Source organism: Streptomyces massasporeus, from assembly GCF_014648995.1.
Lineage (GTDB): Bacteria > Actinomycetota > Actinomycetes > Streptomycetales > Streptomycetaceae > Streptomyces > Streptomyces massasporeus.
Genome location: NZ_BMSE01000011.1, coordinates 1 through 26144 on the forward strand (window position 1 = coordinate 1; position 26144 = coordinate 26144).

At 71.8% G+C, this 26144-nt stretch carries 23 protein-coding genes and 4 pseudogenes; 19 read left to right on the forward strand and 8 right to left on the reverse strand.

Annotated features, from left to right (window positions below; all coding sequences use genetic code 11):
• The 5 genes and pseudogenes from IE153_RS23290 to IE153_RS23310 all read left to right on the forward strand — a co-directional run.
• Positions 1–397 (forward strand): annotated as a pseudogene (locus tag IE153_RS23290) (alpha-glucosidase C-terminal domain-containing protein); the annotation flags it as partial.
• The gene (treS, locus tag IE153_RS23295) at positions 394–2130 is read left to right on the forward strand and encodes a maltose alpha-D-glucosyltransferase (RefSeq protein WP_189591767.1); all 1737 of its coding nucleotides are present in this window, start codon (positions 394–396) and stop codon (positions 2128–2130) included. The pseudogene IE153_RS23290 and the gene treS, both read left to right, overlap by 4 nt.
• Before the next feature lie 28 nt (positions 2131–2158).
• Positions 2159–3529 (forward strand): maltokinase N-terminal cap-like domain-containing protein, encoded by a 1371-nt coding sequence (locus tag IE153_RS23300; RefSeq protein ID WP_189591768.1) that lies wholly within the window; start codon positions 2159–2161, stop codon positions 3527–3529.
• A 3-nt stretch (positions 3530–3532) separates the two neighbouring features.
• Positions 3533–5740 (forward strand): 1,4-alpha-glucan branching enzyme, encoded by a 2208-nt coding sequence (gene glgB, locus IE153_RS23305; protein ID WP_189591769.1) that lies wholly within the window; start codon positions 3533–3535, stop codon positions 5738–5740.
• Positions 5741–5851: 111 nt separating this feature from the next.
• Complete coding sequence (locus IE153_RS23310; RefSeq protein WP_189591770.1) at positions 5852–6940, forward strand: glutamate--cysteine ligase 2; 1089 nt, start codon at positions 5852–5854, stop codon at positions 6938–6940.
• A 28-nt stretch (positions 6941–6968) separates the two neighbouring features.
• On the opposite strand, the gene IE153_RS23315 is transcribed toward IE153_RS23310, so the two are convergent.
• Positions 6969–7202 carry a DUF6480 family protein gene (locus IE153_RS23315; RefSeq protein WP_189591771.1) on the reverse strand — a complete coding sequence of 78 codons (234 nt, stop codon included), beginning with the start codon at positions 7200–7202 and terminating at the stop codon, positions 6969–6971.
• A gap of 151 nt (positions 7203–7353) precedes the next feature.
• Between IE153_RS23315 and IE153_RS23320 the strand changes: the two genes are divergently transcribed.
• Positions 7354–9252, forward strand: coding sequence for an AMP-dependent synthetase/ligase (locus tag IE153_RS23320; protein ID WP_189591772.1), 1899 nt, complete (start codon positions 7354–7356; stop codon positions 9250–9252).
• Positions 9253–9369: 117 nt separating this feature from the next.
• A complete protein-coding gene (locus IE153_RS23325) occupies positions 9370–9804 on the forward strand; it encodes an ATP-binding protein (protein ID WP_097214726.1) in 435 nt (144 codons plus the stop codon).
• An 85-nt stretch (positions 9805–9889) separates the two neighbouring features.
• Here IE153_RS23325 and IE153_RS23330 read toward each other — a convergent pair whose 3' ends face one another.
• Complete coding sequence (locus tag IE153_RS23330; protein ID WP_189591773.1) at positions 9890–10261, reverse strand: PRC-barrel domain containing protein; 372 nt, start codon at positions 10259–10261, stop codon at positions 9890–9892.
• Between the two features lie 348 nt (positions 10262–10609).
• On the opposite strand from IE153_RS23330, the gene IE153_RS23335 reads away from it, so the two are divergent.
• The 9 genes and pseudogenes from IE153_RS23335 to IE153_RS23375 all read left to right on the forward strand — a co-directional run bounded on the left by IE153_RS23335 (position 10610) and on the right by IE153_RS23375 (position 20168).
• A complete protein-coding gene (locus IE153_RS23335) occupies positions 10610–11002 on the forward strand; it encodes an STAS domain-containing protein (protein ID WP_142166099.1) in 393 nt (130 codons plus the stop codon).
• A gap of 265 nt (positions 11003–11267) precedes the next feature.
• Entirely contained in the window at positions 11268–12155 is an 888-nt protein-coding gene (locus IE153_RS23340) for an STAS domain-containing protein (RefSeq protein ID WP_189591774.1), read from the forward strand.
• On the forward strand, positions 12152–12571 hold the full coding sequence (locus tag IE153_RS23345) for an STAS domain-containing protein (protein WP_189591775.1): 420 nt from the start codon (positions 12152–12154) through the stop codon (positions 12569–12571). Before IE153_RS23340 ends, IE153_RS23345 begins: the two co-directional genes overlap by 4 nt.
• Positions 12571–13011, forward strand: a complete 441-nt coding sequence (locus IE153_RS23350; protein ID WP_189591991.1) for an anti-sigma regulatory factor — start codon at positions 12571–12573, stop codon at positions 13009–13011. Before IE153_RS23345 ends, IE153_RS23350 begins: the two co-directional genes overlap by 1 nt.
• Positions 13011–13502: pseudogene (locus IE153_RS23355) on the forward strand (anti-sigma regulatory factor); the annotation flags it as partial. The gene IE153_RS23350 and the pseudogene IE153_RS23355, both read left to right, overlap by 1 nt.
• 423 nt (positions 13503–13925) lie before the next feature.
• Positions 13926–14531, forward strand: a pseudogene (locus IE153_RS41735) (SpoIIE family protein phosphatase); the annotation flags it as partial.
• Positions 14528–16255 (forward strand): PP2C family protein-serine/threonine phosphatase, encoded by a 1728-nt coding sequence (locus IE153_RS23365; protein ID WP_189591776.1) that lies wholly within the window; start codon positions 14528–14530, stop codon positions 16253–16255. The pseudogene IE153_RS41735 and the gene IE153_RS23365, both read left to right, overlap by 4 nt.
• 217 nt (positions 16256–16472) lie before the next feature.
• Positions 16473–17840 carry an NAD(P)/FAD-dependent oxidoreductase gene (locus IE153_RS23370; protein ID WP_189591777.1) on the forward strand — a complete coding sequence of 456 codons (1368 nt, stop codon included), beginning with the start codon at positions 16473–16475 and terminating at the stop codon, positions 17838–17840.
• A gap of 84 nt (positions 17841–17924) precedes the next feature.
• Positions 17925–20168, forward strand: coding sequence for an FUSC family protein (locus IE153_RS23375; protein WP_189591778.1), 2244 nt, complete (start codon positions 17925–17927; stop codon positions 20166–20168).
• 30 nt (positions 20169–20198) lie between these two features.
• Here the strand turns inward: IE153_RS23375 and IE153_RS23380 are convergent, their stop codons facing one another.
• The 6 genes from IE153_RS23380 to IE153_RS23405 all read right to left on the reverse strand — a co-directional run bounded on the left by IE153_RS23380 (position 20199) and on the right by IE153_RS23405 (position 24379).
• Positions 20199–20633: a hypothetical protein gene (locus IE153_RS23380; RefSeq protein WP_031113368.1), complete on the reverse strand. Its 435-nt coding sequence runs from the start codon at positions 20631–20633 to the stop codon at positions 20199–20201.
• Between the two features lie 28 nt (positions 20634–20661).
• On the reverse strand, positions 20662–21498 hold the full coding sequence (locus IE153_RS23385; protein ID WP_189591779.1) for a DUF1206 domain-containing protein: 837 nt from the start codon (positions 21496–21498) through the stop codon (positions 20662–20664).
• A gap of 124 nt (positions 21499–21622) precedes the next feature.
• Positions 21623–22477: an ANTAR domain-containing protein gene (locus tag IE153_RS23390; protein WP_189591780.1), complete on the reverse strand. Its 855-nt coding sequence runs from the start codon at positions 22475–22477 to the stop codon at positions 21623–21625.
• 114 nt (positions 22478–22591) lie between these two features.
• Entirely contained in the window at positions 22592–22855 is a 264-nt protein-coding gene (locus IE153_RS23395) for a DUF5133 domain-containing protein (RefSeq protein ID WP_189591781.1), read from the reverse strand.
• Positions 22856–22884: 29 nt separating this feature from the next.
• Positions 22885–23745: a SigB/SigF/SigG family RNA polymerase sigma factor gene (locus IE153_RS23400; RefSeq protein ID WP_189591782.1), complete on the reverse strand. Its 861-nt coding sequence runs from the start codon at positions 23743–23745 to the stop codon at positions 22885–22887.
• A gap of 199 nt (positions 23746–23944) precedes the next feature.
• Positions 23945–24379, reverse strand: a complete 435-nt coding sequence (locus tag IE153_RS23405) for an ATP-binding protein (protein WP_184907033.1) — start codon at positions 24377–24379, stop codon at positions 23945–23947.
• A 268-nt stretch (positions 24380–24647) separates the two neighbouring features.
• Here IE153_RS23405 and IE153_RS23410 point away from each other — a divergent pair, with 268 nt between their 5' ends.
• The 3 genes and pseudogenes from IE153_RS23410 (at position 24648) to IE153_RS23420 (ending at position 26142) form a co-directional block, all read left to right on the forward strand.
• A complete protein-coding gene (locus IE153_RS23410) occupies positions 24648–24869 on the forward strand; it encodes a hypothetical protein (protein ID WP_189591783.1) in 222 nt (73 codons plus the stop codon).
• Positions 24870–25146: 277 nt separating this feature from the next.
• A pseudogene (locus tag IE153_RS23415) lies at positions 25147–25407 on the forward strand (Orn/Lys/Arg family decarboxylase); the annotation flags it as partial.
• Between the two features lie 279 nt (positions 25408–25686).
• Complete coding sequence (locus tag IE153_RS23420; RefSeq protein WP_189591784.1) at positions 25687–26142, forward strand: cyclic nucleotide-binding domain-containing protein; 456 nt, start codon at positions 25687–25689, stop codon at positions 26140–26142.
• The last annotated feature ends 2 nt before the right edge of the window (positions 26143–26144 follow it).

Here is a 26144-nt window from a genome sequence, read left to right on the forward strand (position 1 = left end):
CGAACGCGAGGGCCGCACCATCGCCCCGCTGCTCACCCGCCTCAACACCATCCGGCGGGAACACCGGGCACTGCACCAGCTCAGAAACCTCCGCTTCCACCACACCGACAACGACGCGCTCATCGCGTACAGCAAGCGCAGCGGATCCGATGTCGTCCTGGTGGTGGCCAACCTCGACCCGCATCACGCCCAGCAGGGCACGGTCTCGCTCGACATGCCGCAACTCGGCCTGGACTGGCACGAGTCGGTGCCGGTGCGCGACGAGCTCACCGGCGAGACCTACCACTGGGGCAGGAACAACTACGTGCGGCTGGAGCCGGGGCGGGCTCCCGCGCACGTCCTTCACCTCCAGTCCCCGCCCGCCGCGCACGCGACCCCAGGGGCAGGAACGTCATGACCGTGAACGAGCCCGTGCTGGACACCTTCGAGGACACCCCCGCGAGGGACCGGGATCCTGACTGGTTCAAGCGCGCCGTCTTCTACGAGGTGCTCGTCCGCTCCTTCCAGGACAGCAACGGCGACGGCGTCGGCGACCTCAAGGGCCTGACCGCGAAGCTGGACTACCTCCAGTGGCTCGGCGTCGACTGCCTGTGGCTGCCCCCCTTCTTCAAGTCCCCCCTGCGCGACGGCGGCTACGACGTCTCCGACTACACGGCCGTGCTGCCGGAGTTCGGCGACCTGGCCGACTTCGTGGAGTTCGTCGACGCCGCCCACCAGCGCGGCATGCGCGTGATCATCGACTTCGTCATGAACCACACCAGCGACCAGCACCCGTGGTTCCAGGAGTCACGCAAGGACCCCGACGGGCCCTACGGCGACTACTACATGTGGGCCGACGACGACAAGGGCTACCCGGACGCGCGGATCATCTTCGTCGACACGGAGACCTCGAACTGGACCTTCGACCCGGTGCGCGGCCAGTACTTCTTCCACCGCTTCTTCTCCCACCAGCCGGACCTGAACTACGAGAACCCACGCGTCCAGGAGGAGATCCTGGCCGCCCTGAAGTTCTGGCTGGACCTGGGCATCGACGGGTTCCGGCTGGACGCGGTGCCCTACCTCTACGCGGCCGAGGACACCAACTGCGAGAACCTGCCCGCCTCGCACGCGTTCCTCAAGCGCGTCCGCCGCGAGATCGACGCCCTGTACCCGGACACGGTGCTGCTGGCGGAGGCCAACCAGTGGCCCGAGGACGTCGTCGACTACTTCGGCGACTACGCGACCGGTGGCGACGAGTGCCACATGGCGTTCCACTTCCCGGTCATGCCCCGAATCTTCATGGCGGTGCGCCGCGAGTCCCGCTACCCCGTCTCGGAAATCCTGGCCAAGACCCCGGCCATCCCCTCGGGCTGCCAGTGGGGGATGTTCCTGCGCAACCACGACGAGCTGACGCTCGAGATGGTCACGGACGAAGAGCGCGACTACATGTGGGCCGAGTACGCCAAGGACCCCCGCATGCGCGCCAACATCGGCATCCGCAGGCGCCTGGCCCCGCTGCTGGACAACGACCGGCACACCATCGAGCTGTTCACCGCGCTGCTGCTCGCCCTCCCCGGTTCGCCGATCCTGTACTACGGCGACGAGATCGGCATGGGCGACAACATTTGGCTCGGCGACCGGGACGCCGTCCGGACCCCCATGCAGTGGACACCGGACCGCAACGCCGGCTTCTCCACCTGTGACCCGGGCCGCCTCTACCTCCCGGCGATCATGGACCCGGTCTACGGCCACCAGGTGACCAACGTCGAGGCGTCGATGTCGTCGCCGTCGTCGCTGCTGCACTGGACCCGCCGCATGATCGAGATCCGCAAGCAGAACCCGGCCTTCGGACTCGGCTCGTACACCGAACTGCCCTCCTCCAACCCGGCGGTGCTGGCGTTCCTGCGGGAGGCCCCCGTTTCCGGGGAAGGAGAGGACGACCTGGTCCTGTGCGTCAACAATTTCGCGCGGTTCGCGCAGCCCACCGAACTGGACCTGCGCGAGTTCGCGGGTCGGCACCCGGTGGAGCTGTTCGGAGGGGTGCGCTTCCCCGCCATCGGCGAGCTGCCGTACCTGCTGACCCTCGGGGGCCACGGCTTCTACTGGTTCCGGCTCACTCGAGTCGCATCCCGCATCGGCCGGCGACTGTGAGCCTGCGCCGAGACAAGGAGGCGTGACCATGCCGAAGACCGCATCCCTGCGCTCGGACCTCCCGCGCCTGGCCGAGCCCATGGAGTCGCTCGGCGGGCTGCTGCGCGACTGGCTGCCCCGGCAGCGCTGGTTCGCGGGCAAGGACCGGCCGGTCACCGAGCTCGGCCTGCTGTCGATGACCGAGCTCTTCCCGGGCTGTCTGCATCTGCTGGTCCACGCCGGTCACGCCGGCCATACGGGCGTGCCCTCGCCCGGCGGGGCTCCCCCGGCCGGCGACTGCTACCAACTGCTGCTCGGCGTGCGCGAGCACCCCTCACCGCGGCTCGGGCGGGCGCTGATCGGGCGGGTGCAGGACGGGCCCCTGGCCGGCCTGACCGTCTACGACGCGCTGCACGACCCCCGTTCGGCCCAGCTGCTGCTGGACCGGCTGCGGCATCCGGGCACCGCGGGCCCCCTGCGCTTCGACTGCGACCCGGACCAGCGGGTGCCCGCCGGACTGGTGCCGCGGCTGCTGAACGCCGAGCAGTCCAACTCCTCGCTGGTCTACGGCGACGAGTACATCCTGAAGGTCTTCCGGCGCATCCAGCCGGGCGTCAACCCGGACCTGGAGGTGCCGGGCGCGCTGGCCCGTCAGGGCTGTCACCGCGTGCCCGCGCCCGTGGCCTGGTTCCAGACGAACCATCCGTTCAAGGCCACCCTCGGCGTGCTCCAGCCGTATCTGAGGGACGCCTCCGACGGTTGGACGCTGGGGCTGAACGCGCTGGCCGCCGGGGACGACTTCACGGTCCAGGCCCGGGCGCTGGGCGCGGCCACGGCGGAGGTGCACCTCGCGCTGGCGTCGGCGTTCCCCGTCGGCGGGCCCGGGGAGAACGGGCAGACGGCGGCCGCGATGATCGAGCGGCTGGACGCCGCCGCGCACTGCGTGCCCGCGCTGCAGCCGTTCGTGCCGGGTCTGCGGACCGCGTTCGCGGCCCTCACGAGCTGCGATCCCGGACCGCCCGCCCAGCGCATCCACGGTGACCTGCACCTGGGTCAGGTGCTGCGGGCGGGGCGCGAGTGGTTCGTCATCGACTTCGAGGGCGAGCCGTCCCGGCCGCTCTCCGAACGGCGCAGCGCCCACTCCCCCGTGCGGGACATCGCCGGGATGCTGCGTTCCTTCGACTACGCCGCCCGGCAGCGCCGCCCCTGGCGCCCGGAGTGGGCCCGCCGTTGCCGCGAGGCCTACTGCGCGGGCTACGCGGCCCGCGCCGGCTGGGACCCACGCAAGAAACACGGACTGCTCCGCGCCCACGAGACGGACCGGGCCGTGTACGAGGTGCTGTACGAGGCACGGCACCGCCCCGACTGGCTGCCTGTACCGATGGCGGCGATCGAGCGCCTCGCCGTGAGAGGAGACTGAGCCGTGGCCCTGCGCGACACCTCAATCCCGGAGCCGTCCGGCCCGGTCCCGAGCACGACCGCCCCCGCCCTGAGTCCCGAGGACCGCGGGCGCCTGCTGGCGGGTGCCCATCACGATCCGCACGCGCTGCTGGGTGCCCACCCGGCGCCCGGCGGGATCGTGTTCCGGGCGCTGCGCCCCTTCGCCCGCGCGGTGAGCGTGGTGATCGGCGGCAGGCGCACGGCCCTCGTCTCGGAGGGCGACGGCCTCTTTTCGGGCGTGCTGCCGCTGGACGCGATCCCCGAGTACACGCTGCACGTGGCGTACGAGGCCGGTGAGCAGGAGACGCACGACCCGTACCGCTTCCCGCCCGCGCTCGGCGAGCTCGACCTGCACCTGATCCGCGAGGGCCGGCACGAGGAGCTGTGGCAGGCGCTCGGCGCGCAGCCCATGACCCACGAGGGCGTGACCGGCACCCGGTTCACGGTGTGGGCGCCGAACGCACAGGGCGTGCGGGTCGCCACCGACTTCACCCACTGGGACGGCACGCAGTTCCCGATGCGGTCCCTGGGCGCCTCGGGTGTGTGGGAGCTGTTCCTGCCGGGTGTCGGCGAGGGCACCGCGTACAAGTTCGAGATCCACTCCCGGCACGGGCACCGCTTCCTCAAGGCCGACCCGATGGCCCGGCGCTGCGAGGAGCCGCCCAACACCGCGTCGATCGTGACGGCGTCGCACTACGAGTGGGGCGACACCGAGTGGATGGCGCACCGCGCCGACACGCCTGTGCACGAGGCGCCGTTCTCGGTGTACGAGGTGCACCTGGCGTCGTGGCGGCCGGGGCTGACCTACCGGCAGCTCGCCGAGGAACTCCCGGCGTACGTCAAGGACCTGGGCTTCACGCACGTGGAGCTGATGCCGGTCGCCGAGCACCCCTTCCACGGGTCCTGGGGCTACCAGGTCACGGGGTTCTACGCGCCGACGTCCCGGCTGGGCACGCCGGACGACTTCCGGTTCTTCGTCGACGCCTGTCACCGGGCCGGTATCGGCGTGATCATGGACTGGGTGCCGGCGCACTTCCCGAAGGACGACTGGGCACTGGCCCGGTTCGACGGTGAGCCGCTGTACGAGCCCGGTGACGACCGGCGTGCGGAGCACCCGGACTGGGGCACGTACGAGTTCGACTTCGGCCGCACCGAGGTGCGCAACTTCCTCGTCGCGAACGCCGTGTACTGGTGCGAGGAGTTCCACATCGACGGGCTGCGCGTGGACGCGGTCGCCTCGATGCTCTACCTGGACTACTCGCGCGAGGACGGCCAGTGGGAGCCCAACGCCTACGGCGGCCGGGAGGACCTGGCGGCGATGGGGTTCCTCCAGGAGATGAACGCGACCGTGTACCGGCGGGCGCCGGGCGTGGTCACCATCGCGGAGGAGTCCACCGCCTGGGGCGGCGTGACCCGGCCGACCGACACCGGCGGGCTCGGGTTCGGGCTGAAGTGGAACATGGGCTGGATGCACGACTCGCTGGAGTACATCGCCCACGAGCCGGTGCACCGCAAGTACCACCACCACGAGATGACGTTCTCGATGGTGTACGCGTACAGCGAGAACTACGTGCTGCCGATCTCCCACGACGAGGTCGTGCACGGCAAGCAGGCGCTGGTGTCGAAGATGCCCGGCGACTGGTGGCAGCGGCGCGCCACCCACCGGGCCTACCTCGGCTTCATGTGGGGCCACCCCGGCAAGCAGCTGCTGTTCATGGGGCAGGAGTTCGCGCAGGGGGCCGAGTGGTCGGTGGAGCAGGGCCCGGAGTGGTGGCTGCTCGACGACGGCTACCACTCGGCGGGTGACCACCGGGGCGTGCGCGACCTGGTCCGCGACCTGAACACCGCTTACCAGGGGACGCCGGCGCTGTGGCAGTGCGACACCCGCCCGGAGGGCTTCCGGTGGGTGGCGGTGGACTCGGCCGACGACAACGTCTTCGCGTTCCTGCGCTACGACGCCGAGGGCCGTCCGCTGCTGGCGGTGTCGAACTTCTCCCCCGTCGTGCGGCAGGACTACGGCCTGTGGGTGCCGGGTGACGTCGTCGCCTGGGAGGAACGCCTCAACACCGACGACACGCGCTACGGCGGCAGCGGCGTCACCAACCCGGATCCGGTCAAGCCGGAGGACGGCCGTGTCCACATCACGCTGCCTCCGCTCGCCACGGTGTGGCTGACGCCGTTCGCCATGTGAAGTCCTGTCGCCTCGGCAGGTGTCCCACCCGCCTGTGAGGGGCACTGGGGGTCGTACCACCGGGAGCACCCGGTGGTACGACGCGGCAGGGCACAGAAGGGCGGGCATCAGGTGCGCACCGTGGGTGTGGAGGAGGAACTTCTCCTGGTCGATCCGGAGACCGGGGAACCGCGGGCACTGTCTGCGGCGGTGCTCGCCCGGGCGGAGAAGGACGACGCGGATCAGGACGTCTTCGAGAAGGAACTCCACGAGCAGATGCTGGAGTTCGCCACGCATCCGCAGTCGTCCATGGAGAGCCTGCGCGCGGAGATCGTCCGGTGCCGCAAGGAGGCCGCCCGGCACGCGGGGGAGATCGGCTGCACTGTGGCGGCGCTCGCCACCTCACCGCTGCCCGTCAGCCCGGCCATCGGCGTCAACCGGCGCTACCAGTGGATGGCGGAGCAGTACGGCATCGCCACCCGGGAGCAGCTCGTCATGGGCTGTCATGTGCACGTGTCGGTGGAGTCCGACGAGGAGGGCGTCGCGGTCGTCGACCGGCTGCGGCCGTGGCTCTCGGTGTTGCGGGCGCTCAGCGCGAACTCGCCGTTCTGGCAGGGCAAGGACACGGGGTACAGCAGTTACCGCAGCAGGGTGTGGGGGCGCTGGCCGTCGGCCGGCCCGGCCGAGATCTTCGGCTCGGCGGAGCGGTACCACCGTCTGATCTCCGACATGGTGGCGACCGGCGTCATCCTCGACGACGGGATGATCTACTTCGACGCCCGGCTGTCCCAGCAGTACCCGACGGTGGAGATCCGGGTCTCGGACGTCTGCTTGCACGCCGACACGGCCGCGTTGATCGCCACCCTCGTCCGCGGGCTGGTCGAGACGGCGGCGCGGGAGTGGCGGGCCGGCCGGGAGCCGCTCGGCCACGGTGTCAGCCTGCTGCGGCTGGCCGACTGGCAGGCCGCCCGCTCCGGCCTTTCGGGCGAGCTGCTGCACCCCGAGACCATGCGGCGCACGCCCGCCGAGGCCGTGGTCCGTGCCCTGCTGGACCATGTCGAGGAAGCCCTCGCGGGCACCGGCGACCTGGAGCGGACCCGGACCGCCTGCGAGGAACTGCTGAGGAGCGGCAACGGCGCTCAGGTGCAGCGCGCGCTGATGGAGCGCACGGGGAATCTGCGGGACGTCGTCACCGAGTGCGTCCGCCAGACGCAGGCGTGAGGCGTTCCGTCCTGCTCGGGCATGGGGTTCAGAGGATCAGGACGAGGGCGTAGGCCAGGAAGAACGCCGCGATCAGCACCGCGATGACGATGATCACGGCCAGCGGGGCCCTGGCCCATCCCTTGGTCGGATTGTGGGTCTCCCGCGGCAGCGTTTCCGGCATGCTGCTCTCCGCGGGCGGGGTCTCGCCCGGCGGTACTCCGCCGCCGGGTTCCAGACCGGTGGTGCGTTCGGGTTCCGGATCGGGGCTGATGTGAGTCATGTCCTCCGGGTCCCCCGATCACGCCGAGATCATCAGCGGGTCCACTTCCGTATTTTCCGACCCCGAAGGGTCCTGACTCGACTACATTCGAGCACCGCCGATGACGGTACCCGTCGGCAATGTCACACCCCGTACACGTCAGGAGCAGTGCATGCGCGACCTCGCCCTCGCTCCCCCGGCCGTGGCGCCCCTGACCGGCGGGCTCGCCGACAGCGTCTTCGAGGCGGCGGACCGCGAACCGACCCGGCCGATGCTCGCCCGCCGGGCCGACCCCGCCTCCACGACCTGGGAGGAAGTGACGGCGATCGAGCTGCGCGACCAGGTGGTGGACGTGGCCAAGGGACTGATCGCCTCCGGGATCGCGCCGGGCCACCGCGTGGCGATCATGGCGCGCACCCGGTTCGAGTGGACGGTCCTGTGCTACGCGCTGTGGGCCGTGGGCGCCGAGGTCGTCCCGGTCTACCCGACGTCCTCGCGCGACCAGGTGGAGTGGATCCTGCGGGACGCCGGCTGCGTGGCCGTGGTCGTCGAGGACGAGCAGGGCGTCATGACCGTCGGCTCGGTGTGCGCCTCGCTGCCGCTGCTGCGCCACGTATGGCAGCTGGACGCGGGCGCCCTGGAGGAGCTGACGGACCGCGGGGAGTTCATCCCGATCGCCACGGTCGACTCGATGCGGCGCATCGTGCTGCCGGACTCCACGGCCGTCATCGCCTACACCTCCGGCACCTCCGGACACGCCATGGGCTGCGCCCTCAGCCACCGCAACCTGGCCGGCCCCTGCGACACGCTGCTGGCGGGCTGGGGGCACACGGCGGCGCCGCGCGGGGAGCAGGGCTCCGTGCTGGCGTTCCTGCCCTTCTCCCATGTGTACGGGCTGATGATCCAGGGGCTGTGTGTGCGCGGCGGACTGCTGATGGGGCACCAGGGCGACCTGAGCGGGGAGGCGCTGTCGTCGGCGCTGCGCACCTTCCGGCCGACGTACCTCTACGCGGTCCCGTCGGTCCTCGAGAAGATCTACAAGAACTTCCTGCGCACGGCGCAGCAGGGGGGCCACGGCGGACTGTTCGAGCGGGCCGCCGAGACGGCCCGGGACTTCGCCGCGGCCCTGGAGCGCCAGCGGCTGGGCCGCGGCCGCGGGCCCGGCTTCGACCTGCGGCTCCAGCACGCCCTGTACGAGCGCACGGTGTACCGCAGGCTGCGGGCGGCGCTGGGCGGGCGGGTGCAGCGGGCGACGTCCGGCGGCTCCCCCCTCAGCCGCGATCTGTCCCTGTTCTACGAGGGCATCGGCATCTACGTGCACGACGGGTACGGCCTGACGGAGACCGCCGGCGGGGTGACGATGCAGCCGCTCGGCCGGGAGAAGTCGGGGACGGTCGGGCAGGCCCTGCCGGGCATGGAGATCCAGGTGGCCGAGGACGGGGAGATCCTGGTGCGCGGCCCGTCGGTGTTCCAGGGGTACGTGGGCGACCAGGCCGCCACCCGGGCCGCGCTGCGCGGCGGGTGGCTCGCCACCGGGGATCTCGGGCGGCTGGACGCGGAGGGCTATCTGACGATCACCGGCCGCAAGAAGGACATCATCATCACCAGCAGCGGCAAGAGCGTCGCCCCGCTGGCCCTGGAGCAGCGGCTGCGGATGCACCCGCTCGTCCACCAGGCCGTGGTCGTGGGGGACAACCGGCCCTGTGTCGGCGCCCTGATCACGCTGGATCCGGAGTTCCTGGCGCACTGGCGGGCCGGGCTGGCGCTGCAGGGCGAGATGCGGGAGGCCCGGGAGGAGAACGCGCTGCGGGAGGAGGTCGCGCGGGCCGTGGCCGCCGCCAACAGTGTCGTGTCGCCGTCGGAGTCGATCCGGGTGTTCCGGGTTCTGCCGGAGTCGTTCGACGTGACCAACGGGCTGCTCACGCCGTCGATGAAGCTGCGCCGGGACGAGATCGTGCGGCACTACGCTTCCGAGATCGACGCGATGTACCAGTCACGCAGGCGTCCGGGGCGGCGGAGCGCCCCGGACGAACCATCGAACTGGGACGATTCCGACAACGTGTTCCGCTGAGCGTGCGGCCGGACGCGTAGGCCACGCCCACTCGGGAACACGCAACAGTGGCGACGCAAGAGAAAGGACGACAGCCCTGACGACAGCTCTCGCTGACGCCCGGGCCGGAAAGGCGATATGTCAACCGAGCCGCGTGGGGACGACGCCCTGACCTCCGAGGAGATCCCGAGCCGCACGAACAGCTTCGTGGGCGAGCCGCACGACGTGACAGGTGCGCGGCTGGCCGCGGAGGAGTTCTTGCGTGATCTGGCACGCTCCTCCCCGCCCTCTGCCCCCGAGTACTGGGACGACATCCTGCTGGTGGTGACGGAACTGGCCGCCAACGCGGTCCAGTACGCCCCGGGTCCGTTCGCGCTGCGGATGCGCCGGACCTTCGACGGGGTGCATGTGGTCCTGCACGACACCAGCACCACGGAGCCCGCCCCTCGCCCCTTCGATCCGCGTAGCGGCGGCGGGGGCATCGGCTGGCACCTGATCCACACGCTCTGCGACCAGGTGAGCGTGGTGGCCGACGACCGCGGCAAGGACGTGCACGTGTTCTTGCCCTGGTGAGACTTGCCGTGATGAGTCTTGCCTGGTCGAACTTCTCACCCTGACGAGCCGGGAGCGTCACGGGCGCTGTGCGCCCGTGACCGGCTCAGACCGAGGCCGTCTCGCGCGGCGGCAGCCGGTCGTAGTAGTCCCCCACGGCCCGCAGGTACTCCTGGTCCCTCGTCTCACTGTCGGTCTGGAAGCGGGGCGCCGCCTTGGCGTCTGCCCTGCTGCAGGCCAGTGTGACCTTCCTCCCCTGCGTGTCGATGCCGGTGACCACTCCGGCCGGCACCAGGACGCTGCGGCCGAACACCCAGACGCCGGTGTCGATGACCAGGTGCCGCATGTCGTGCGGGGCTGCCTCCCGGTCCACGTGCCCGATCGTGCCGTCGGTCGCGGCGACGGCGTACCCGGTCAGGTCCTGCCCCTCGGTGTGACCGCTGTCCGGCGCGTACGACCAGATTCTGTCGATGGCCACGCTGCCCCATCCTCCCTGGCGATGTGCTGATCGCGATTGCTGCGGCGGACGCCTCGCGCCCGACCCGTTCCACAGCAGCAATTACCCTGCTGCCGCAAGCGCATTCGGCGCACACACCTACGACCGCGGGCGACTTCCGGCGGGCCGGTCCCGACAATGTTTCCGGGGGCGGTGCATGGAGGGTGGTTTCCGGGGTAATCGCGGGGGCGCGGTGACATCCGAAGCCCGTCAGTGAAGGGAGGCGCATGAGAATCGGCATTCGAGTCCGGAGAACGACCGGGATCCCCTCGCACCGCGGTCATCCCCAGAGGTGACCAGCCCAGGCCGTAGCACTTGTTGGAGGTATCCGTGCCCCTCGCCCAGAACCCGCTGTCCGTGGAAGTCGAACTGCCCCGGGAGGACGTGGCCCTGATCACGGTCGACGGCTACCTGGACGTCGACACCGCGACCGAGTTCCAGGCCCACCTGGCCAACCAACTCCACCACGGCCGACGGCATTTCCTCATCGACCTCTCGTCCGTGCCCTTCATGGACTCGTCCGGGATGAACATCATTCTCCGGGTGTACCAGGAGACCCGTAAGACCGAGGGCAGCGTGCACGTCATCAGCCCGACGCCGGCCGTGCGGCGCATCCTCGATCTGACCGGCGTCAGCATCACGGTGCCGATATCGGAGAGCGTCGACGAAGCCCTGGCCCGCGTGGACGCGGGGCCGGACCTCCCGGAGGAGCCGAGCGTCTGACGGTCCGGGTCCCCTCGGGCACGGCGCCGGCGAAGACCGGTGGTCCGGTGCCCTCGCTCCGCCGTGCCCGGACGGCGGCTCACCCCTTCGCACGCCGGAAACGGCGGGCGCCAACCGCCGTTCGCCCGAACCGGATCGGTTGCCCCGGAGCAGGTGTCGTACGAGGTCGGCGCATGGTTAGAGTTGTCGCCCGGCAAGTGTCACATCGCCGTCTCGTTGCCAGAAGCGGGCTCGGTCGACGCAACGCGGATGAGGAGAGAACCAGGTGCCGGAGCACGAAGCGGACGGACAGCTCGCCACGCCCACCGACGAGGTCAGGGACTTCCTGCACCGCCGGCGTGAGCAGATCGCCCAGCGGTGGGCGGACGAGCCCCTGTTCCGCACCGTGTTCACCGTCTCGCGCGACGAGGCGGTGGAAGCGGGCAAGGTCATCGTGGACGCGCTGGCCCAGGTGGCCGACTCGGGCCAGGTGGAGGACCCGGACGCCGCCGGTTTCAGCGCCGTGCGCGAGCAACTGGGCCGGATGGGAGCGGCCCGCTCCCGCGCCGGGCTGTCCAACACCCAGATCTCCAGCGAGCTGGCCGCCCTGCGGCCGCCCGTGGAGAACCTGCTGGCCGCCGATCTGGAGCAGGCGCCACCCGAGCACCTGCGGGCCTGTTCGACCGCGCTGACGGTGCTGATGGGCACCCTGCGGCTGGTGGCCATGCAGACCGCGCTGAGCGAATGGCAGGCGCTCAGCGACCGGCAGCGGATGCAGCTGATGGAGGTGGCCACGCCCGTCATCCGGCTGTGGGACGGCATCGTGGCCGTGCCGCTCATCGGGACGCTCGACAGCGCCCGCAGCCAGATCGTGATGGAGACGCTGCTGAACGCCGTCGTCGAGCAGCACGCGCGCTTCGCGATCCTCGACATCACCGGGGTGCCGACGGTCGACTCGCTGGTGGCGCAGCACCTGATGAAAACGGTCGCCGCGGCGCGCCTCATGGGCGCCGAGTGCATCGTCTCGGGCATCCGCCCCGCCATCGCGCAGACCATCGTGCATCTCGGCCTGGACCTGGACGTGATCACCCGTGCGAGCCTCGCTGACGCACTGGGGTACGCGCTGCACCAGCTCGGCGCCGACATCGTGAACTCGGGTGCGGGTCAGCGGTGAACGACGCCCATCCCCGCCCCGTGACCGGCCATGTGCCGGTCCTCCGGCTCGGCGACGTCCTGCTGGTCACGCTCCAGGGGGACCTGCACGACAGCACGGCGCAGCAACTCCAGCAGGACCTCTCGGAGACCATCTCCCGTACCGGGGTGCGCGGGGTCCTCATCGACATCTCCGGTGTGGAGATCGTCGACTCCTTCCTCGGCCGGGTGCTGGCCGAGATCGCCGCGCAGTCCAAGCTGCTGGCCGCGCGCACCGTGGTGGCCGGTATGCGCCCGGCGGTCGCAATCACCCTGGTCGAACTGGGTCTGACGCTCCCGGGGCTGAGCACCGCGCTCAGTACCGAGGCGGGCATGGAGCTCCTCGCGCGGCAGGCCCCGGTGCCCCGTCCCGGCAGCCCGCGTCAGGAGAGTCCGTGATGCACACCGCCGCGGGCGTCGAGGCCTGCCTCCCCATCCGGTCGGACATGGACCTGGTATGGGTGCGACAGCACGTACGGCAGGCCGCTGCCCGGCTCGGCTTCGGCCTGGTGGACCAGACCAAGCTCGTCACCGCGGCCAGCGAGCTGGCCCGCAACACCCTGGTGCACGGTGGTGGCGGACAGATGGAGGCGACGCAGGTCGGCAGGGCGGGCGCGCAGGGGCTGCGGCTGGCCTTCACCGACGAGGGGCCGGGCATCGCCGACCTCGACCTGGCGCTGAGCGACGGCTACACCTCCGGCGGCGGCCTGGGGATGGGGCTGAGCGGCGCGCGTCGGCTGGTGCACGACTTCGACATCGACACCGCGCCGGGCTCGGGCACCACGGTGCGGGTGACCTGCTGGGTGGGCCGGCCGCCACGTCCGCGCGAGGAGGTCTGATGCCGCGCGTGTGGGACGTGCCGGTGCGTGACTCGACCCGGGTGCACGACGCGCGGGTCGCGGCGGAGGCCGCCGCCGCGCTGGCCGGACTGGACGAGCGGCGCACCGCGGCGGCCGCGCTGGTCGCGACCGAGCTCGCCACGAATCTGCTGAAGCACGCCGAGGGTGGCCAGGTGCTCATCGACGTCGTGGCTCCGCCGGTGCTGCGGGAGGGCCGGGAGGGGCCCCGGGCGGTGCAGATCGCCGCGATCGACCACGGCCCGGGCATCGCGGACGTGCCCGCGGCTCTGCGCGACGGCTTCTCCACGGGCCGCTCGCTCGGCGCGGGCCTCGGCACGTGTCTGCGCCTCTCCGACGACTTCGCCCTGCACAGTGTCCCCGGCCGCGGCACGGTCGCGGTGGCCCGCGTCAGCACAACGCCCCGGGGCGGTGAGGTGCCGGTGCGGCCCGAGGACGGGGCCTTTGCCGGCGGGCAGTGGCCCGGTGGCGAGCCGCCGTTCGGCGCGGTGGCCTGCGGCGGCCTGACGGGCCACCCGGCGGTGTCCGGCGGAGCGCCGGGCTTCGCCGGAGAGACCCAGGGCACCACCGCCGGTCCCGCGCCTGCCGCGGGCCGTGCGCAGGGGACCGGGCAGGGGCCGTACGAAGCACCGGGCCAGGCTCCCCCGGGCACCGGCACGCCGCCCCCTCCGACGGCACCGATTCACGCCCACCCGCGCACCGGCACGCCGGTCCCTCAGTCATCGGCTCACGGCCTCACGGACACAGGCACGCCGGGGGCCGACCAGGGTTCCCGACCGGCGCCGCCCGACGGCCTCGGGGAGGCCGGTGCCGACCCGGTCCGCCGGACGGCACCGGCCGGCGCTTACCCGGACTCCGGGTCCGCCCCGCAGAACCGTTCCTTGCGGGTCGCCGGGGTGCGGGCCGGTGGGGTCAACATCCCCTACGGCGGAGCCGAGTACTCGGGGGATGCCTGGGCGTGGGTCCGGGCCGGGGACCGGGTGACGTTGATGCTGGCGGACGGGCTGGGGCACGGGCCCGAGGCCGCGCGGGCCTCGTCGGCCGCGGTCGCGGCGCTGTACCGCTGGGCCCACCTCTCCCCCGCCGAGTCGCTGGGGCGCCTGCACGACGCGCTGAAGGGCACGCGGGGCGCGGCCGTCGCCATGGCCCAGCTCGACCTGGGGGCCGGGCGGCTGCGCTTCGCCGGCATCGGCAACGTGGGGGCGCGACTGCACACCGGCGGCACCTGGCACCACCTGCTGTCGCGGCCCGGCATCGTCGGGGTGCACCGGCCCGCCACCCTCCGCGAGGAGGAGGCCGACTGGATGGACGACCCTCTGCTGATCCTGCACACCGACGGCCTGCCCAGCCGCTGGACGCCGCCGTCCGGGCCAGGGCTGCCCGCGGCCGACCCGGCCGTGACGGCCGCCGTGACGATACGTGACACCAGCAGTCCCGCCCGGCCGGTGCGGGACGACACCGCCGTGGCCGTGCTGACCTCGACCCCGCCGGAACGCCCATGATGCGCACTTGGCAGATCACCACCGTCACCGACGCGGCCCGCGCCCGCATCTCGCTCGCGCGCCTGGCCGCCGCGTACGGTGTGCCCACCGTCGAACGGACGCGGCTGGCCGCGGACCTCAGCGCCCACCTGCGCCAGTGCCTCACCAAGGGCGGAACCTGGCGGCTCACCATGGACCTGGCGGGCTCCCCCGCCGAGGAGGGGCTGCTGCACGTCGTGGTGACCCCGTCGCCGGAGGCGTGCGCCGCCGGGGAGCCGCTCTGGGAGGTCACCGTCCCCTGCCCCGAGGCGGCCGAGGCCACCGAGGACGGCACCGTCGCCGACGACCCCGCCGCCCTGTCGGAGGCACTTCTCGGTGCCGACGAGGACACGGCCGTGGTGCTGGACAAACTTACCGAGCAGGAGGATCTGGTCCTCTTCCACCGCGAGGAGCTGCACCAGACCAACCAGGGCGTCCTGGCGCTGCACGCCGAGCTGGACGCGGCCGGGCGGGCCCAGCGCGAGGCCTTCGCCGCCGAGCGCAGCGCCCGCAACGAGGCGGAGAGCGCCCGGCGCCGGCTGACGTTCCTCGCGGACGCGAGCGCCGTGCTGACGGCGTCGCTGAACCACGAGGAGATCGTGCGCCGGCTGCCGGACCTGCTGGTGCCGGAGTACGCGAGCAGCGTCGACGTCTGGCTGTTCGACCACGAGGAGGACAGGCGCCGCTCGGCGCCGCATCCGGCCGCGGCCGTGGTCGCAGCCCGTACCGGGCGGCCCCAGTACGCCGCCGACCATCCCGGCAACCTGCCCGGCGTGGAGGACCAGCCGCCGTCGGCGCTGGAACCGGGTCGGCCGCTGCTGTGTGTGCCGCTGCCGACGCGGCGGGCGCCGCTGGGGGTCCTGACGCTGTCGCCGCCCGGCGCGCGCTGGGACCCGGACGACGCGGTGATGCTGATCGAGCTCACCCGGCGGGCCAGCATCGCGATCGACAACGCCCGGCGCTTCGAGCACAACCGCGACATCGCCGAGACGCTGCAGCGCGCCCTGCTGACGGATCTGCCGACCACGCCGGGCCTCAGCCTGGCCGCGCGGTACCTTCCGGCCACGCACGGGCTGAACATCGGCGGCGACTGGTACGACGCGTTCCCTCAGCGGGACGGCGGTCTCATCACCGTCATCGGTGACGTGACCGGCCACGGTCTGCACGCGGCGGTCATGATGAGCCAGCTGCGCACCGCGCTGCGGGCGTACGCCGTCGACGGCGACAGCCCGGGCCGGCTGCTGACCCGGCTGCACCGGTTCCTGCACCATCTCCAGCCGGACCTGTACGCCACCGCCGTCATCGCCCGGTTCCACCCGGACGAGCCCACGCTGACCTGGGCCGCCGCGGGGCACCCGCCCCCGGTGCTGCGGCTGCCCGACGGAACCGTGCGCACCCTCGACGCCAAGCCCGGCGCGATGCTCGGCATCCCGCTCCGCCAGGAGATCGCCGACCACACGGAGCAGCTGGAACCCGGCTCGACGCTCGCGCTGTACACGGACGGGCTGGTGGAGCGGCGTGCGCAGGGCATAGACCCGGGGATCGAGCGGCTGGCCACGGCGCTCGGCGGGTTCCGTTCCGCGGAACTGGACGCGGATCTGGAGGGGTCGGCGGACCGGCTTCTGCATCCGTTGCTGAGCGATTCCGAGCGGGACGACGACGTGTGTCTGTTGCTCTGTCATTTCCAAGGCGGCGTTGGCTCCTGACGGCGGGTCCGACCGGCCCGGTGTGCACGCGTTCTTCACTCCCGCCTGGTGCTTTTCGGCCACGGTGCGGGCATGGTGGTGATCGACGCGTTCGTCTGCCTGCCGCGTCCGACTGGCGCACCGGCGGGACACACGGTGGGATCGAAAGGGTGCGAACCAGCGATCCAGGGGCAGTCGGAAGGCGTTCGAGGCAGACCGCCTGGAGCCGCAGAAAGGGATGAACACCGTGACACGACCCAGGATCCTGGTGGTTGGCGCAGGCTTCGCCGGCGTGGAGTGCGTCCGCCGTCTGGAACGGAAACTCTCCCCGGACGAGGCCGACGTCACGCTGGTGACGCCGTTCGCCTACCAGCTCTACCTGCCGCTGCTCCCCCAGGTCGCCTCCGGCGTACTGACGCCGCAGTCGATCGCCGTCTCCCTGCGCCGCAGCAAGAAGTACCGCACGCGGATCATTCCGGGCGGCGCCATCGGCGTGGACCTGAAGTCCAAGGTCTGCGTCATCCGCACCATCACCGACGAGATCGTCAACGAGCCGTACGACTACATCGTGCTGGCGCCCGGCAGCATCACCCGGACCTTCGACATCCCGGGACTGACGGACCACGCGTTCGGGATGAAGACGCTCGCCGAGGCGGCGTACATCCGTGACCACGTCATCTCGCAGCTGGACCTGGCCGACGCGAGCCAGGACCCCGTGGAGCGGGCCTCGCGACTGCAGTTCGTGGTGGTCGGCGGCGGTTACGCGGGCACCGAGACCGCGGCGTGCCTGCAGCGGCTGACGCATGCCGCGGTCAAGCGCTACCCGCGACTGGACCCGAGTCTCATCAAGTGGCACCTGATCGACATCGCGCCGAAGCTGATGCCGGAGCTGGGCGACAAGCTCGGCAGCAGCGCGCAGGAGATCCTGCGCCGGCGGGGCATCGACATCTCCCTGGGCACCTCCATCGCCAAGGCGGGCCCCGAGGAGGTCACCTTCACCGACGGGCGCGTGATCCCGACGCGCACGCTCATCTGGACCGCCGGGGTGGTCGCCAGCCCGCTCATCGCCACGTTGGGCGCGGAGACCGTCAAGGGGCGGCTCGCGGTCGGCTCCGAGATGAACCTGCCGGGCGAGGACGGGGTGTTCGCGCTCGGCGACTCCGCCGCCGTGCCCGATCTGGCCAAGGGCGACGGCGCCATGTGCCCGCCCACCGCTCAGCACGCCCTGCGGCAGGGCAAGCACGTCGCCGACAACGTCATCGCGTCCCTGCGTGGCCAGGCGATGAAGCCGTACGTCCACAAGGACCTCGGGCTCGTCGTCGACCTCGGCGGCACCGACGCGGTGTCCAAGCCGCTGGGGATCGAACTGCGCGGGCTGCCCGCCCAGGCCGTGGCCCGCGGCTACCACTGGTCGGCGCTGCGCACCAACGTGGCCAAGACGCGGGTGATGACGAACTGGCTGCTCAACGCGGTCGCCGGCGACGACTTCGTACGGACCGGGTTCCAGGCCCGCAAGGCCGCGCGGCTGAAGGACTTCGAGTACACGGACGCCTACCTGACGCCGGAGCAGGTGCGGGAGCAGGTCGACGGGCCCCGGCCGGACTAGGAGCGGGCCGGGCGGGGGCTTCCGCTCGTGGCATGTCATGCTGAGATACGGATCTTGGTGTGAGTCGGAAGAGAGTGCGGCGGCGTGAGGGCAGCGGGACGCGCGGTGCGGGAACGACTGCGGGACCGGATCGCGGCGTCCGACCCGGGTCTGCTGCGTCTGACGGCCGGGTTGCGGACGGTCGGCGCGATCGCGCTGACGCTGGCCGTGCTCTCCCTGCTCGGCGCCGACGTGCACATTCTGGTGGCGGGGGCCATCGCGGCGATGGTCGCCACCTTCGCCATCCGGGAGAAGCAGCTCGGGGCCCAGGCCGTGACCCTGGCTCTGGGGCTTCCGGTGGCCCTGGCCTCGGTGTCCCTGAGCGCGGTGCTCAACACGCGGGTCGTGGTCGGTGACGTCTTCTTCGTCGTCCTGATCTTCTGCGCGGTCTACGGCCGCCGCTTCGGCGACCGGGGCACCGCGCTCGGGTTGATCGGCTTCCAGGTCTACTTCCTGTCGCTGTTCGTCGGGGCCACCGTCGACACACTGCCCGAGCTGTGCGGTGCCATGGCCGTGGCGTTCTGCTCCAGTGCCCTGATGCGCTTCGCGGTCGTGCCCGCGACGCCCACGGGTGTGCTGCTGCGGCTGCGCCTGGCCTTCCGCGCCCGGCTGGCCCAGCTGGTGTCGGCGCAGCTCGAACTCCTCGACGCCCCCGCGGAGGAGATGGACAAGGCGCTGAAGGCCCTGCGCGACGGCACCGCGCGGCTGCACGAGACGGCCATGATGATCCAGGGACAGCTGGAGGAGGGCACCCCGGACGAGTCGGCGGCACGCCTCGTGCAGCGCAGGATCGCCGACGCCGAGATCGCCGCCGAGCGGCTCGGCCTGTTGCTGCTGACCGCCCGCACCGCCGAACGGGCCGACACACTGACCCTGCACCTGCCGGGCGCGCCCGCACCGACGATCGCCGGTGCGGACATGCCGGACGAGGCCGGCGCCACGCTCCGCCGCGATCTGCTGGCGCTGCACACCCTGGTGCTGCGGGCGGGAAGCGGCGACACGGGCACCGGGCTGGCCCATGTGCGCAACCGGCTCCTCGGCTACCGGGACGAGGAGAACCTGCCGCCCGCGTCGGCCGCCCTCCAGGACGTCTTCCGCGGCATCGGCGAGTCGGCCCGCTCCGTGCTGGGGCTGCGGATCGCGCTGGACGGCCCCCAGGACGAGTCGGACGACTCCCCGGCGACGGCACGTTCCCGCGAGGAACTGGACGCCGAGGACGCCGCGATCGACGGCGGCGGCGAGGAGGCCGAGCAGGAGGAGCAGACCGGACTGCGGCGGCCCACCACCCGTGCGGCCGTGCAGGTCGCCGTCGGCTCGTCGCTGGCCATCGTGGGCGGCGAGCTGCTGTCCACGCAGCGCTGGTACTGGGCGGTGCTGACGTGCTGGATCGTCTTCATCAACACGTCGTCGACGGGCGAGATCCTGGTCAAGGGGTACCGGCGGCTGCTGGGGACGGTGTTCGGCGTCGTGGCCGGCATCGTGCTGGCGGGCCTGGTCGGCAACCACACCTGGACGGCGTTCGCCCTGGTCCTGGTGCTGATCTTCGCGATGTTCTACTCGGCGCCGCTGTCGTACACCCTGATGTCGTTCTTCGTCACCGCGATGCTCGGGCTGCTGTACACACTGCTGCACACCTACAGCCTCGATGTGCTCGTACTGCGCATCGAGGAGACGGCGCTCGGCGCGGCCTGCGGGGTGGTGGCGGCGGCGCTGGTGCTGCCGGTGCAGACGGACCGCCGTACGAACGAGCTGCTCGGCACCGTGCTGGAGCGGCTGGCCGAGGTCACCGAGGCCGCCGTCGGCCAGCTCAGCGGCGGCCCGGCGGACGAGCTGCTGGACAAGGCGCGCGACCTGGACCAGGCGCTGGCCGATCTGCGGGCCGCGACCCAGCCGCTGACCCACCCGGTCACGCCACTGCGGACCCGGCGCAACACGGCCCGGTACGTGGTGGCGCTGCTGGAGACGTGCGCGTACCACGCGCGGACGCTGGCGGCGACCGCCGAGCTGCTGCCCACGCATCCCTCGATCGCGGCGGACCCGCGACTGCGCGGGGCCGCCGGGCGCACGGTGCGCAACATCGAGACCATCGCTACCCGGGTCGCCGACGAGCACGCGGACGCGCAGGTCGAGACCGGGCCGAGCATCGCCTCCCTGTTGGGATCCGACGCCGGCACACCGCGCTACGGCCGCATCACCGACCGCGTGCTGCGGCATCTGGAGCGGCTGGACGAGGCCGTGGTGGGTCTCGCCCGGCCACTGGGTGTGCCGGTGGCGGCGCCCAAGGGCTGAGCGCCGCCCACGGGTGCGGGCCGCCGCCCGTCAGAAGTCCGTGGGCAGCCCGCTCACCTCGGCGATGCCCCGCAGCTCCTCGGTCTGCTTGTGCCGGTCCCGGATGTAGTCGGCTATCTCGCCGAGGCGGACCGGGTCGGACGCGGTGGTGGCGTCCGTGACGATCCTGACCGGGCCGGTGTCGTCGACGTCGAGTTCGACCACTTCGTTGTCCAGGCGGCCGGTGACGGCGGTGGCGATGACGAGGGCCACCTCGTCACGGACCTCCTGGGGCAGTTCGTCGTTGGCGCCGGAGTCGAGCGCGAAGTCGAGGCTGGACAGGCGTTCCTCGTCGATCGCCTCCAGGACGGGTTCCACCGCGCGCATCAGAAGGCGGTAGTCCTCCGTGTCCATCCGGATGCGCAGGAGGTCCAGGTACGCGTCCACGGGCCGGCCGTCGCCATGCGGAATCTCGGAATCGCTCATTGGCATCGTGTTCCCCACGAAACGCGGCTCAGACGCGTCGCCACCGAGCCATGGCGAACGAGAACACTCCGAAGAGCACCAGCCCGGCCGCCACGCAGACCAGCAGCCAGGGGCCGAGCGGGGTGTCGGCGAAGGTGCGCAGGGTGTCGTCCAGGCCCTTGGCCTTGTCGGGTTCGTAGTCGATGGCGGCGCGGACGGCGAAGACCCCGGCCACCGCGAACACCAGCCCGCGGGCGGCGCCGCCGGCCACGCCGGTGACGTCCACCAGCTGTCGCGTCCGCCGGCTCATCTGCCCCAGCCGGAGTTTGTCGTGGTACTTGCGCAGCACCGCGCGGACGGCGATCCAGCCGCCGGCCACGACGATCCCGATGCCGGCGGCGCCGACCAGCCACTGTCCGGCGGGTATCTCCAGGACCCTGGCCGTGGCGTCCCGGGACTGCTGGTCGCTGGATCCGCCGCTCTGGTGACGGCTGAGGGCGAACGACAGCACCGAGTAGGCGACGAAGACGTAGAAGGCGAAGCGGACCGCCGCCATCAGCCGCTTGCGTGCGCTGCGGCCGTCCTTGCCGATCGAGCCGAAGAGCGCTTCGGACAGCCGCCACAGGGCCATGCCGACGAGCCCGATGCCCAGCGCCCACAGCAGCACCGCACCGAAGGGCTTCTGTGCCAGTTCCTGCAGGGCTCCCCCGCGGTCGGCCTGGCGCCCGGTGTCGCCGAAGGCGATCTGCAGGGCCAGCGCTCCGACGAGCAGATAGATCACGCCCCGGGCGGCGAAACCCGCCCGCGCCGCCCCCTCGGTCACCGAACCCCGCGCCATCCGCCGGGCCCGGAATCGACCGCTCTGTGCCATCGCACTCGTGTTCATGTCGACCTCCCGGCAGTGCGGATGCCCCGGGTCGGCGTTCACACACCCTCCACAGCCCTCGGACCAGGCGATTCCGCTTTCAGCCGGCGTTCCGGCGGCGCCGGGGCGCCGCCTCCGTAGCCGGTCAGGACCGCCGGAACCGCGATCCGCGGCCGGCGCTGCCGAGGGCGTGCAGATGTTCCAGCGCGTCCAGGACCACGGTGCCGTCGTGCCAGGCGAGCCAGCGGCCCGCCTGGCCGCCGATGGTGTCGAGGGCCTTCGTCTGGGTCGTCGTCAGTGCGTCGAGGGGCCGGTCCAGGTGGGCCGATACCATGCCGACGCACAGCCCGGACGCGGTCGTCAGGGGGACGCTGTGGCAGGACCTGCTGCCCGCCGCGAGGATGGCCTGCCGGGCCGGTTCGGTGAACACCGGAGCACTCTCCACGTCGTGCACGGTGACCTGGGCGAGGTCCCGGGCCGCCTGCGCGCAGGACGTGCCCTCCTCGCCGACGTGGGCGAAGAAGTCGACGAAGTCGTCCGTGAGGCCGGTGTGCTGCTCGATGCGCAGCCCTCCCCGGGCCGGGTCGGCGAGCTGCACATTGCCCATGTCGGTGCCGACCACCGCCAGGGTGGTACGCAGCACGGCCTTCAGGACGGCACCGCGGCTGCCGGACCCGGAGCGGTGCGCCCGGGTGAAGGTCAGGTCGGGTTCCGGCCCGCGGACGCGTTCCGGGAACCACGGCCTCCCCGGCCCGTCCGGGCGCGGCGTGGTCACCAGCACACCTGCCAGCGTGCGGAGCTTGACGTTGTAGCGCTGTGACGCCCGCTGCATCAGCGCGAAGGCGCTCTCCCCGTCGGGCAGCGCGTAGCGCTCCTGCACGATGCCCTGGGCCTGCGAGATCAGCGGGCGGACGCGAGCCCGGGCCCGCAGGTCACGCAGCTCGGCGCGCAGGTACTCCAGCTCGCCGTCGTCGGCCACTGGCCGGCGGGTTGTGGACATGGGACTCCCGGAATCTCGATGGCGGTGACGTGAACGGGCCCGGCCGCGGCTTGCGCCGCCGGCCGGGCTCTCGTTCCGGTTCGCCTTCCCCGTCGTGTCAGCGGCACACACTCATCAGGCGGGCTCCGGGGTGGGCATGCGCTGTGCGCTCGCCGGCGCGGCGGGCTCGGGGGCCGGCGCGGGTGCGGCGGCGAGCCACTGGCGGGCGGCTTCCAGGGCGCGCCGGACGTCGCGGGTGCCGGTCGACACGCACAGCGTGTACGCCAGGTCGCGTGCCCTGGTATCCAGCTCCCCCGGTCCGCGGGCGCCCTCGGTGCCCGTCAGGGCCTCGTACTCGTCGACGAGTCGGCGCAGCACGGCGGGGTGGGGCCTCAGCATGGTCGTTCGCTCCTCGTGGGGTCGGATGGTCAGGCCGTCGTGGAGGGGCCGCTGCCCCGGTTGCCCGTCCGCTGCCCCAGGACCTCGTCGCGCACCCGGGCGCAGCTGCGGCTGATGAGGCGGGAGACGTGCATCTGGGAGATGCCGAGGTGGTCGGCGATGCGGCTCTGGGTCATGTCCTCGAAGAAGCGCATGTAGAGGATGGCCCGTTCGCGTTCCGGCAGACGGCGCAGGCCTTCCTTGGCGGACTCGCGGTCCACGACGACGTCGTAGGAGGAGTCCGCCGCGCCGAGGGTGTCCGCGAGGCTGTAGCCGTCGTCGTCGGCCGAGAGCTCGGCGTCCAGCGACAGGGTGCTGAAGCTGTCCAGCGCCTCGAGCCCGGCGTTGACCTCTTCCTCGGTCAGGCCGGTGTGGGTGGCGAGGTCCGCCACGGAGGGCTCGGGGCTGCCCGGGTTCTGGGTGAGTTCGCGGCGTGCCACCCGCACCTTGTTGCGCAGTTCCTGCACACGGCGGGGGACTCGCAGGGCCCACATACGGTCCCGGAAGTGCCGCTTGACCTCACCGGTGATGGTGGGGACGGCGTAACTCTCGAAGGCACCCCGGCTCGGGTCGAACCGGTCGATGGCCTTGACCAGGCCCAGCGCGGCGACCTGACGGAGATCCTCGATCGACTCTCCGCGGTCGCGGAAGCGGCCGGCGATGCGGTGGGCCATGGGCAGCCACAGGGTGACCAGTTCGTCGCGGACGGCCTCCCGCTCGGGGCCCTCTTCCAGTTCCGCCATACGGGCGAAGAGGGCGGCTGTGTCGGGGGCGTCGTCGTGACGCCGCCGGGTGGCGGTGGTCGTCGTTTCGGGCGTGCCGGGACGATGGGTGGGCGTTTCGATGAGCATGCGGATTCGCTCCTGAACGGTGGTTTCAGGGACTGACCGCGGGATGGTTGCTGCCCGGATACGCCTGGAGGCCTCCGGGGGCAGTAGTACCGCTCCCGCTGGCGCGCCTCCGGTCCGAAGCACGAAATTGCGTCTGCCCTGGCCCTGGGGGAACAAACTCCGCTTTGCAGTGCAATTTGTTGGGCACCGCTCGCGGTGGTCAGGACAGGGGTACGACGGCAGTGATGCACTTGCCCCCGGCAGGCAGATCCGACACACGGACGTCGCGGGAGAGCCGGCAGACGATGGGCCAGCCGTGGCCGCCGTGCCGCAGCCGTCCGTGGGGATCGGTGCGGGGCATGGTCACGGGCAGTGCGTCACTGCGGTCGCTCACCGAGAGGCGTACACCGGGGCCGTCGACGTCCACCTGGAAGTCGGTCACACCGCCACCGTGCAGAATCGCGTTGGTCGTCAGTTCCGAGACGACGAGCAGCGCGTCGGACAGGGCGTCCGTGTCGCACGGGGTGTGGGTGGCCCGGCAGCGTTCGGCCACGGCCCGCTCCACCGCTCGGCGCGCCTCGGCGGGTTTGCTGGGCCGGGTACGGTGGGCGCCGGGCGGCCCGAGGACGGATTCGATCATGTGCTCGTCGCACATTCTGCAGCTCCTGACAGCGCGAACGGATACCGGGTCCGTACCGCGTACCGGGGCCGCCCGCACGGGTCTGCCCGGGGTCCACGGACCCACTGCTTGCTCCACCTGACACGGCGTTCGGGACGCGCACCGCGCGAGCGCCGCGGTCATACTCTTCGGCTCACCCCTCCCCGCATCTGCAAACCTCGGGTGCGGCCGGAAGACCCGAAAAACACCTCGAACGGTCCTGGGCCCATGCCATCTCCGGCCGCTGGGCGGGTACGCGGTGTGCATGACCGATGTGGTGGATTCGGACGAGCTGCTGCGGCGTATCCGGCGTGCGAGGGACTGCGCGGTGCAGGAGGAGCGGACGTGGCGGACCAGGAGCGAGGAGCTGGATGCGACCGACCCGCAGGGGGCCCGGGACGCGGCCGTGCGGCAGATGTCCTACGAGGCGGTGCTGCGGGTGCTGGACGAGATCGTGACTCCGGGCAAGCACGTGCCGGACGACTGACCGGGCGGAGGCGGGTGCCCGTGCGGGCGGGGCCGGATTGCGAAGGCACACGCCGGAAACCCGGCGCGTATGACCGCCGACCGCACGCGAGCAACGGTTCCGAAAAGAGCTGGACGAGTACCGACGCAAGGGGCATCTGTCGTTCACTCCCCGGGCACAAGCAGGCCCGGGGGCCGATCCGGCGTTCCGGCGTTCCGGCGTTCCGGCGTTCCGGGAGATCCTCGGTGACGCGGTGTTCCACGAGGACGTGCCGGCCTCGGGCGGTCTGGACACCGCCCCCGGCGTGCTGCGGATGGAGCAGGCGGTGCTGCCCCAGGAGGCCTTCTTCGGTCCGGCCGAGTCCGCGCCGGTGGCCGAGGCGGCGGGCGGATCGCGGCCGAGATGATCACGCCGTATCCCCCGGGCATCCCCGCGGTCCTCCCGGGCGACGCCCGACGGAGCCGGTGCTCGCGTGCCTGCGCACGGGGCTCGACGCGGGCATGAACCTGCATGACCGGAGGACCCCGAGCCGGAGACGATCCGGGTGCTCGCGGAGTGACCCCGGAAGTGAAACGGGTCACGCAGCCGGGTCCCGGGTGCGCGCAAGGCCCCTAGATGGTTTACCGTTCATTCATAAGTGGTGACGGAGTCGACCCCTCGTCCTCCGTGCATCACCGCAGTACGGCCCTGGCTGGTCTCCCCCGTCCAGCCAGGGCTTTTTCATGCCCGGACGGTCCGCCGCAAGAAGTCTCGTACGCCGAGGTGCCCAAGGCCCCACCAGCGGCTGAAATGGGCATAGGGACAGCACCGCAGTCGACCGCCCGGCGAGGAGCTCCGCATGACCAAAGCGATCAAACTCCTGACCGCCCTGCCTCCGCCGCAACGGCAGCGGCTGATGACGCTCGCCCGGGAGGTGTCCTTCCCGGAGGACGCCCGGATCTTCGAGGCGGACGGCCCGGCCGACCGCTTCTGGGTCATCCGCTCCGGCGCCGTCTCCCTGGACCAGCAGGTGAACTCCCTGCAGCGGGTGACCGTGGCCAGCCTCGGCGCGGGCGACCTGCTCGGCTGGTCATGGCTGTTCCCGCCGTACACCTGGGACTTCGGCGCGGTGGCCTTCAGTCCGGTGCGGGCCTACGAGTTCGACGCGCAGGCCGTACTGACCCTGTGCGAGGAGGAGCCGGAGCTCGGGGTGATGCTGGTGCGCAACGTCGCCGAGGTGCTCGCGCACCGGCTGGAGATGACCCGGGGCAAGCTGATGGAGCAGTACACCCTGCACCGGCGGGGAGCGCTGTGAGA

Excerpts from the sequence above, each read along its gene's own strand:
- IE153_RS23395 (WP_189591781.1), bottom strand. The coding sequence starts at position 22,855 with ATGCTGAGGCCCCACCCCGCCGTGCTGCGCCGACTCGTCGACGAGTAC.
- IE153_RS23315 (WP_189591771.1), bottom strand. The coding sequence starts at position 7,202 with ATGACTCACATCAGCCCCGATCCGGAACCCGAACGCACCACCGGTCTG.
- IE153_RS23320 (WP_189591772.1), top strand. The coding sequence starts at position 7,354 with ATGCGCGACCTCGCCCTCGCTCCCCCGGCCGTGGCGCCCCTGACCGGC.
- treS (WP_189591767.1), top strand. The coding sequence starts at position 394 with ATGACCGTGAACGAGCCCGTGCTGGACACCTTCGAGGACACCCCCGCG.
- IE153_RS23405 (WP_184907033.1), bottom strand. The coding sequence starts at position 24,379 with ATGTGCGACGAGCACATGATCGAATCCGTCCTCGGGCCGCCCGGCGCC.
- IE153_RS23420 (WP_189591784.1), top strand. The coding sequence starts at position 25,687 with ATGACCAAAGCGATCAAACTCCTGACCGCCCTGCCTCCGCCGCAACGG.
- IE153_RS23410 (WP_189591783.1), top strand. The coding sequence starts at position 24,648 with ATGACCGATGTGGTGGATTCGGACGAGCTGCTGCGGCGTATCCGGCGT.
- IE153_RS23300 (WP_189591768.1), top strand. The coding sequence starts at position 2,159 with ATGCCGAAGACCGCATCCCTGCGCTCGGACCTCCCGCGCCTGGCCGAG.
- IE153_RS23380 (WP_031113368.1), bottom strand. The coding sequence starts at position 20,633 with ATGAGCGATTCCGAGATTCCGCATGGCGACGGCCGGCCCGTGGACGCG.
- IE153_RS23350 (WP_189591991.1), top strand. The coding sequence starts at position 12,571 with ATGCACACCGCCGCGGGCGTCGAGGCCTGCCTCCCCATCCGGTCGGAC.
- IE153_RS23385 (WP_189591779.1), bottom strand. The coding sequence starts at position 21,498 with ATGAACACGAGTGCGATGGCACAGAGCGGTCGATTCCGGGCCCGGCGG.
- IE153_RS23325 (WP_097214726.1), top strand. The coding sequence starts at position 9,370 with ATGTCAACCGAGCCGCGTGGGGACGACGCCCTGACCTCCGAGGAGATC.
- IE153_RS23390 (WP_189591780.1), bottom strand. The coding sequence starts at position 22,477 with ATGTCCACAACCCGCCGGCCAGTGGCCGACGACGGCGAGCTGGAGTAC.
- IE153_RS23370 (WP_189591777.1), top strand. The coding sequence starts at position 16,473 with ATGAACACCGTGACACGACCCAGGATCCTGGTGGTTGGCGCAGGCTTC.
- IE153_RS23365 (WP_189591776.1), top strand. The coding sequence starts at position 14,528 with ATGATGCGCACTTGGCAGATCACCACCGTCACCGACGCGGCCCGCGCC.
- IE153_RS23400 (WP_189591782.1), bottom strand. The coding sequence starts at position 23,745 with ATGCTCATCGAAACGCCCACCCATCGTCCCGGCACGCCCGAAACGACG.